The organism is Streptomyces sp. PU-14G (assembly GCF_041028275.1).
Lineage (GTDB): Bacteria > Actinomycetota > Actinomycetes > Streptomycetales > Streptomycetaceae > Streptomyces.
Genome location: NZ_JASKYT010000323.1, coordinates 1 through 8,044, shown reverse-complemented (window position 1 = coordinate 8,044; position 8,044 = coordinate 1). Strand labels below are relative to the sequence as shown.

The window sequence follows — 8,044 nt, the reverse complement described above, 5'->3', positions numbered from 1 at the left end:
GGTCGGGTGGAGGGGGTGCGCCGCGAGGAGCCGGTCCACGCCGGGCGGCCGGGGCGCTTGACGACGGGGGCGAAGACCTCGGCGATCTCCTCCTTGTTCAGCGTCTCCTTCTCCAGCAGGGCCAGGACGAGGTTGTCGAGGACGTCGCGGTTCTCCACCAGGATTTCCCAGGCTTCGTTGTGCGCCGTCTCGATCAGCTTCTTGACCTCCTCGTCCACCAGCCCGGCGACCTCCTCGGAGTAGTCGCGCTGGTGGGCCATCTCCTTGCCCAGGAAGGGCTCGGACTGGTCGGAGCCGAACTTGATGGCGCCCAGCCGCTCGGTCATGCCGTACTGGGTGACCATCGCCCGGGCCGTGGCCGTGGCCTTCTCGATGTCGTTGGCCGCGCCCGTGGTCGGGTCGTGGAAGACGAGCTCCTCGGCCGCGCGACCGCCCATCATGTAGGCGAGCTGGTCGAGCATCTCGTTCCGCGTGGTGGAGTACTTGTCCTCGTCGGGGAGCACCATCGTGTAGCCCAGGGCCCGGCCTCTGGACAGAATGGTGATCTTGTGGACGGGGTCGGAGTTCGGTGAGGCCGCCGCGACCAGGGCGTGTCCGCCCTCGTGGTACGCGGTGATCTTCTTCTCCTTGTCGCTCATGATCCTGGTCCGCTTCTGCGGGCCTGCCACGACGCGGTCGATCGCCTCGTCCAGATACTTGTTGTCGATCAGCTTCTGGTCGCCACGGGCCGTGAGCAGGGCGGCCTCGTTGAGGACGTTGCTCAGGTCGGCGCCGGTGAAGCCGGGGGTGCGCCGGGCGACCGCACTCAGATCCACGTCGGGCGCCATCGGCTTGCCCTTCTGGTGGACCTGGAGGATCTCCAGGCGGCCCTGCATGTCGGGCCTGTCGACCGCGATCTGCCGGTCGAAACGGCCGGGGCGCAGCAGCGCCGGGTCCAGGATGTCGGGCCGGTTGGTGGCGGCGATCAGGATGACGCCGCCCTTCACGTCGAAGCCGTCCATCTCGACCAGCAGCTGGTTCAGCGTCTGCTCGCGCTCGTCGTGGCCGCCGCCCATGCCGGCGCCCCGGTGGCGGCCGACGGCGTCGATCTCGTCGACGAAGACGATGGCCGGCGCGTTGGCCTTGGCCTGCTCGAACAGGTCGCGCACCCGGGAGGCGCCGACACCGACGAACATCTCGACGAAGTCGGAGCCGGAGATCGAGTAGAAGGGCACGCCGGCCTCGCCCGCGACGGCGCGGGCCAGCAGCGTCTTACCCGTGCCCGGAGGGCCGTAGAGCAGCACGCCCTTGGGAATCTTGGCACCGACCGCCTGGAACTTGGCCGGCTCCTGCAGGAACTCCTTGATCTCCTGGAGCTCCTCGACGGCCTCGTCCGAACCTGCCACGTCGGTGAACGTCGTCTTCGGGGTGTCCTTGGTGATGAGCTTGGCCTTGGACTTCCCGAAGTTCATCACTCGGGAGCCGCCGCCCTGCATCTGGTTCATCAAGAACAGGAAGATGACGATGATCAGCACGAACGGCAGGAAGGAGATCAGCATCCCGACGAACGGGTTCTGCTTCTGCGGTGCGACCGTGTATCCCTTCGGGATCTCCTTCTGGTCGTACTTCTGCTGAAGCTCCTTGGCGATGTCGACGCCCTGGTCGTCGATGTAACTCGCCTTGATCTTGTCGCTGTCCTCGACCTTGGCGCCGTCCTTGAGCTCCAGCTTGACGATCTGTTCGTCGCCCGTGGTGAGCTCGGCGGACTTCACCTTGTCCTGTCGGATCGCCTGTACGACCTGGCCGGTGTCCACCGTCTTGAAGCCGCCGGACGAGCCGACGACCTGCATCAACACGACCACGGCAAGGACGGCCAGCACGATCCACATGACCGGCCCGCGGAAGTATCGCTTCACGTCCATCCATACGGAGCGCGTGCGCCCCGTCCCTCCTGCCACAGTGAGTTGAAAAGCCTGACCTTCGGACGGTACCCCAGCATTGTCACCCGGCGCCGCCGAGGACGGTCAACCACACCGTCCTCCGCACGTCCAACGAGGGGAACCGTCCCTGTGTTCCCGGCCCGAAACCCCGTACGGCAACGCGGGGGTTCTCGCACCGAAAGCCTGTACGAAATGCGTCAGCCGCCGTAGACGTGCGGGGCGAGCGTGCCGACGAAGGGGAGGTTGCGGTACTTCTCCGCGTAGTCGAGCCCGTAGCCGACGACGAACTCGTTGGGGATGTCGAACCCCACCCACTTCACGTCGATCGCCACCTTGGCCGCGTCCGGCTTGCGCAGCAGTGTGCACACGTTCAACGAGGCGGGCTCGCGCGAGCCGAGGTTCGACAGCAGCCACGACAGCGTCAGGCCCGAGTCGATGATGTCCTCGACGATCAGGACGTGTCTGCCCTTGATGTCGGTGTCCAGGTCCTTGAGGATGCGGACCACCCCCGAGGACTGGGTGCCCGCTCCGTAGGAGGAGACCGCCATCCAGTCCATCGTCGCCGGGGTGGACAGCGTCCGTGCCAGGTCGGCCATCACCATGACCGCGCCCTTGAGCACCCCGACCAGCAGCACGTCCTTGCCCGCGTACTCCGCGTCGATCCTCGCCGCCAGCTCAGCCAGCTTCGCGTCGATCTCTTCCTTGCTGACCAGCACCGACTCCAGGTCCGTGCCCATGTCTTTCTCGTCCACCCGTGCCGCTCTCGCTCGTCGAGTCCGCCAAGGTCCCGACCCGCCGGGAGACCGGACGGTCGACCCGGGTGGGTGCCCGGACGCCGGTCAGTTCGGTGAGCCGTGCCGAACGACCAGTCTGCCACCCTGCCGTGCGACCTCCACACGCCCGGGGAGGTTCAACGCCCGCTGGCCGCGCCACGCGGTCAGCAGCCGGTCCATCTCCTCGATGTGCCGGGCGAAGAGGGAGCCGGCCGGCGAGCCCGCCTCGATCGCGGCCCGGCGCAGCACCCGGCGGCGCACCGCGGGCGGCAGCGCGTACAGCCGCGCGACATCCAGTTCCACGCGTACGTCCGATCCGGCGACGGGGTCGCCCGGCTGCGCGGCCACGGCCCGCGCCACCGCACCCGCCGCCGCGTCGGAGCCGGCCTGGGACCCCGGCACCGCCACGGGGTCGGCCTCCGAGCGGGGCCCGGGCGCCGTCTCGGGCATCTCCTCCACGCGGGGCCCGGGCGCCGTCTCGGGCATCTCCTCCACGCGGGGCCCGGGCGCCGTCTCGTAGGTGTCCTCGGGCGAGGCGGCCTGCTGGGGGGTGCGCAGGACCGCACGCTCGGCGTCGTCCGTCCAGGCGTCCAGCGCGTCGGCGTCGTCGCGGGAGAGCTGGGCCGTACGCGCCAGCGCCTCGATCACGCCCTTGCCGAGCGCCTTCTCCAGGGCGGGCAGCGCCTCGTGGCGCACCCGGGAGCGGGTGTAGGCGGGGTCCGTGTTGTGCGGGTCGTCCCAGACTGGGAGCGACTGGACCATGCACGCCTTGCGGGTGGTCTGGCGGTCCACGCCCAGGAACGGACGCCGGTAGCGGCCCTGCGGCCCAGAGACCGCGGCCATGCCCGACAGCGAGCGGGTGCCGGAGCCGCGGGCCAGGCCGAGCAGCACCGTCTCGGCCTGGTCGTCGCGCGTGTGGCCGAGCAGGACGGCGGCAGCGCCGTACCGCTCGGCGACCTCGTCGAGCGCGGCGTAGCGCGCCTCACGCGCGGCAGCCTCCGGCCCGGTGCTGGTGCGGCCGATCCGCACGGCGACCGACTCGACCGGGTCGAGGCCGAGACCGGTGAGGCGGCCTGCCACGTCCTCGGCCCGTTCGGCGGAGCCGGCCTGGAGGCCGTGGTCGACCGTGACGCCTCCCGCGCGCACGCCGAGGCGGGGGGCCTCGAAGGCGAGCGCCGACGCGAGCGCCATGGAGTCGGCGCCGCCTGAGCAGGCCACCAGGACGAGCGGCGGCAGCGGCTCCGCGGGGGCGGCCGTGGGGGCCGTCGGGGCCGAGGCCGCGGGGGCTGCTGCCGCGGGGGCTGCTGCCGCGGGGGCTGCTGCCGTGGGGTCGGCCGGGTGCGTCGCGGTGCCGGCGGCGGCCACCTGCCCGGCCTGCGGGGCCGAGGCGCTGAGCACGTCGTGGAGTGTGCGGCGTACCGCCAGGCGTATCGCGGCGACCGCGGGGTGGGGACCCATGTCCGATTCACTTCCTCGTCAAGGATCTGCGCCTACGCCGCGGGTGGGGGCTCCGCGGTACTCGGGGCGCTTGGGGGGAGTTGAAGGCCGACTCTTATCACGCTGGGTATGCCGATGGTGACAGAGACGAACCGTGTTACCCGAGCATCGCACGCGTACCCCGCCCACACGGTCCCTCGGAAGAGTGATTGGAACCGCGTCCGAAGCGCCCCACGGCGCCTCACTCGGCCTTGCGGTGCACCCGCGCGATCCACTCGGCGGGCGCGGCGATCTCCGCCTTCGTCGGCAGGGTGTTCGGGGAGGTCCACACCCGGTTGAACCCCTCCATGCCCACCTCGTCCACCACGGCGCGCACGAACCGCTCCCCGTCCCGGTACTGGCGCAGCTTCGCGTCCAGCCCCAGCAGCTTGCGCAGCGCCAGGTCGAGCCGGCTCGCGCCGCTGGCACGGCGCTTTTGGAACTTCTCCCGGATCTCCGTGACCGACGGGACGACCTGCGGCCCCACCCCGTCCATCACGTAGTCGGCGTGGCCCTCCAGCAGCGACATCACGGCCGTCAGCCGGCCGAGGACCTCGCGCTGCGCCGGGGTCTGCACCAGCTCGACGAGGCTGGGCTTCTCCTCCGCCCCGGCCTCGGCGGCCCCCTGGTCACCCTCGCCCGGCTTGCCGCCGCTCAGCGCCTGCACGGCCTCCCTGACCCGCTCCAGCAGCGTGGAGGGATCGATGTCGGTCTGCTCCAGGAACGCCTGGATCTCCATCCGCAGGTGATCACGGAGCCAGGGCACGGCCGTGAACTGCGTACGGTGCGTCTCCTCGTGCAGGCACACCCACAGCCGGAAGTCGTGCGGGTCCACCTTCAGCTCCCGCTCGACGCTCACGATGTTCGGCGCCACCAGCAGCAGGCGCCCGCCGCCGTCCGCACCGCCCGGCAGGTCACGGCCCGCCGGGGCGAACGTCTCGTACTGCCCCAGCACCCGGGAGGAGAGGAACGACAGCAGCATCCCCACCTCGACGCCGGTGACCTTGCCGCCGACGGCGCCCAGCACAGCGCCGCCCGGCACCCCGGCACGGCGCTCCTGCACCTTCTTCAGCAGCGGGGAGAGCAGCTCGCGGAAGCCCGCGACATTGGCCTTCACCCAGCCGGCGCGGTCCACCACGAGAACAGGGGTGTCCGCCTGCTCACCGGTGGGACTCAGCTTGGTGAAGCCGCGCACGTGCTCCTCGGAGGCCTCGGCGTGCCGCCGCAGCTCCGCGACGATGCCGCGCGCCTCCTCCCGGCTCACCTCAGGGCCCGGCCGTCCGAGCCGGGTCGCGGTCGAGACCGCGAGATTCCAGTCGACCATCTCCACACCACCGAGGCTCGTCATTCCTTCACCGTACGTGCCGTGCGCGCCGTCCGGGAGGCGACCGGAGGACCAGGCGTCCCTTAGGGGAGCGGGCCCGGTCTCCCGGGTCGCCGAACGGCGCGGCCCGCGTCTTTCCGGGGTTCACCGGCGGCGCGGGACGGCTTGCCCCCGTGGTACCCGCCGTTCGGCGGCGGTATCTCGTGCCGGTCGGCTCAGTCCGGCTCCCGCCGCCCGGCGGCGGTGTCGCGTGCGGTCGGCTCAGCCCGCGGACGGCGAGTCGCGGCAGCCGCAGTTGGCGAGGGTGGAGGCCATGCGGTCGAGCGACTTCTCCGCCGCGTCGGCGCCCGGGGCGCCGCTGGTCATGAAGGCGAAGGCCAGCATCCGCCCGTCCGCGTCCACCACCGTGCCCGCCAGCGTGTTCACCCCGGTCAGCGTGCCGGTCTTCGCCCGTACGAGGCCCGCGCCCGGCTCGCCCCGCTCGCCGCCGTAGCGGTCGTCCAACGTGCCGGTGAACCCGGCGACGGGCAGGCCTGTCAGTACGGTGCGCAGGTCCGGCCGGTGGGGATCGGCCGCCAGAGTGAGCAGCCTCGTCAGCAGCGCGGGCGAGACCCGGTCGCCGCGGTCGAGGCCGCTGCCGTCCTCGAAGCGGGCCCCCTTGACGGGCAGGCCGAGCCGCTCCAGCGTCTTCTTGACCGCGCGGCCCGCCCCCTCGAAGCTCGCGGAAGCGTCCTCGGCCAGCGCCGTCTGGCGGGCGAGGGCCTCGGCGATGTCGTTGTCGCTGTTGGTGAGCATCCGCTCGACCAGCGCGCTCAGCGGCTGCGACCGGTGCGCGGCGAGCGTGTGTGCGTCCTCGTGCGCCGTGCGCTCCTTCGGCTCCCCCTCGACGGTGACGCCCGCCTTCCGCAGGCGGTCGGCGAACAGGGCGGCGGCCTCCCGCGCCGGGTCGGCTGCCCGGGGCGCGGGGCCGTGGTCGCTGCCGTCGCTCCTGCCCTCCTCCACCATCAGGGGGGTGACGCGGGCGATGTTCTCGTTGGGCCCGATGGGGTGCTGTTCGGTCCCCTCGTAGAGCGAGGTGTCGTAGCGGACGCGCACGTCCTCGACACCCTTCTTCTCCAGGGCGCGGGCAGCCTCCTCGGCCAGGTCCCGCACCTGGCCCTCGGTCAGCGTGGGGTCGCCGCCGCCGACCAGGGTGACGCGGTCCCCCCTGCCCACCGCCCTGGTGGCGATGCGGTAGGTGTCCCCGCGCGCCTTCAGCGCGGCGACGGCCGTCGCCAGCTTGATCGTGGAAGCGGGCGCGGAGACTTTCGAGGCACCCTTCGAGAACAGCTGCCGGCCGGTGACGGCGTCCACGACCGACGCGTGGCGCACCGTGCCGAGCGCCCCGTCCTCGATCAGCGGTTCGAGCGTGTCGGCGAGCGCCGAGACCGTGGGCGGCGGCACCTGCTCGGGGCGGGTCCCGCCCGACCCGCTCTGCGGCCCGCCCGCTCCCTGGTCCCGGCGTGCCGTCGGCCCGGCCGCGGCCAGCACCTGCGGCGCCGTGAGCACGGGAGCGCCCCCGCCTGGCGTGTGGTCCCCGCCACTTCCCGCCCCTTGCCGGGCCGCCCACACCCGCTCGGCCGTACGCTGACCCGAGTCCCACGGCCCCGCGGCGGTCACCGCCACCAGCGCGACCACGAGTCCCAGTGCGGCGGAGGCGGCGGCCAGCCGCACGGTCTGGCGCTGCTGCGGGGCGGCGGCCCGCCAGCGACGTCGGGCCGCACGCACGGTGACCCGGGCACGGCCACGCGCCCGACGGGCCACCCGGGAAGCGGAACGGAATGCCCGGTTCGCGGTGTCACGCACCTTCGCTACGGCGTCATGCACCACGACCAGCCCCTTTCGCGAGCACACATGTGCGTGGGGGACACTTAATCACCAGACTGGAGTTCTTCTGGGGGACGGCCCCCAGGGCACACGAGTGCTGATCTCATCATGATCTATACGGAGGAGCCTCCCTTGGAGTTCGACGTCACCATCGAGATCCCGAAGGGCTCGCGGAACAAGTACGAGGTCGACCACGAGACGGGCCGCATCCGCCTCGACCGCCACCTGTTCACCTCGACCGTGTACCCTGCGGACTACGGCTTCGTCGACGGCACCCTGGGCGAGGACGGCGACCCGCTCGACGCGCTCGTCCTGCTGGAGGAGCCCACCTTCCCCGGGTGCATCATCAAGTGCCGCGCCATCGGGATGTTCCGCATGACCGACGAGGCCGGCGGCGACGACAAGCTGCTGTGCGTGCCCGCCTCCGACCCGCGGATGGAGCACCTGCGCGACATCCACCACGTCAGCGAGTTCGACCGGCTCGAGATCCAGCACTTCTTCGAGGTCTACAAGGACCTGGAGCCCGGTAAGTCCGTCGAGGGGGCTGACTGGGTGGGGCGGGCTGAGGCGGAGTCCGAGGTGGAGGCTTCGATCAAGCGGCTTGCTGCCGCGGGGCACTGAGCCTTTCTCTCTCTGTTGCCGTTCCCTTGGGGCGGGCCCCCCATGGCCTTCCCCTTTCTGTGGGC

At 71.7% G+C, this 8,044-nt stretch carries 6 protein-coding genes; 1 reads left to right on the top strand and 5 read right to left on the bottom strand.

The window, feature by feature from the left end; genetic code table 11:
* The 5 genes from ftsH to dacB form a co-directional block, all read right to left on the bottom strand.
* A partial coding sequence (gene ftsH, locus AB8Z75_RS27515; protein ID WP_369206595.1) for an ATP-dependent zinc metalloprotease FtsH occupies positions 1–1,901 on the bottom strand: 1,901 nt, incomplete at its 3' end.
* Between the two features lie 215 nt (positions 1,902–2,116).
* Positions 2,117–2,656 carry a hypoxanthine phosphoribosyltransferase gene (hpt, locus tag AB8Z75_RS27510; protein WP_369206597.1) on the bottom strand — a complete coding sequence of 180 codons (540 nt, stop codon included), beginning with the start codon at positions 2,654–2,656 and terminating at the stop codon, positions 2,117–2,119.
* 102 nt (positions 2,657–2,758) lie between these two features.
* Positions 2,759–4,150 carry a tRNA lysidine(34) synthetase TilS gene (gene tilS, locus AB8Z75_RS27505; RefSeq protein ID WP_369206593.1) on the bottom strand — a complete coding sequence of 464 codons (1,392 nt, stop codon included), beginning with the start codon at positions 4,148–4,150 and terminating at the stop codon, positions 2,759–2,761.
* A gap of 220 nt (positions 4,151–4,370) precedes the next feature.
* Entirely contained in the window at positions 4,371–5,516 is a 1,146-nt protein-coding gene (locus tag AB8Z75_RS27500) for a zinc-dependent metalloprotease (protein WP_369206591.1), read from the bottom strand.
* A gap of 237 nt (positions 5,517–5,753) precedes the next feature.
* Positions 5,754–7,358 (bottom strand): D-alanyl-D-alanine carboxypeptidase/D-alanyl-D-alanine-endopeptidase, encoded by a 1,605-nt coding sequence (gene dacB / locus AB8Z75_RS27495; protein ID WP_369206589.1) that lies wholly within the window; start codon positions 7,356–7,358, stop codon positions 5,754–5,756.
* Positions 7,359–7,490: 132 nt separating this feature from the next.
* Between dacB and AB8Z75_RS27490 the strand changes: the two genes are divergently transcribed.
* On the top strand, positions 7,491–7,979 hold the full coding sequence (locus AB8Z75_RS27490) for an inorganic diphosphatase (protein ID WP_114019035.1): 489 nt from the start codon (positions 7,491–7,493) through the stop codon (positions 7,977–7,979).
* Positions 7,980–8,044 lie beyond the last annotated feature (65 nt).

What these genes read in the sequence shown, in the direction of transcription:
- hpt (WP_369206597.1), bottom strand. Translation starts at nt 2,656, where the DNA reads ATGGGCACGGACCTGGAGTCGGTGCTGGTCAGCAAGGAAGAGATCGAC.
- tilS (WP_369206593.1), bottom strand. Translation starts at nt 4,150, where the DNA reads ATGGGTCCCCACCCCGCGGTCGCCGCGATACGCCTGGCGGTACGCCGC.
- AB8Z75_RS27500 (WP_369206591.1), bottom strand. Translation starts at nt 5,516, where the DNA reads ATGACGAGCCTCGGTGGTGTGGAGATGGTCGACTGGAATCTCGCGGTC.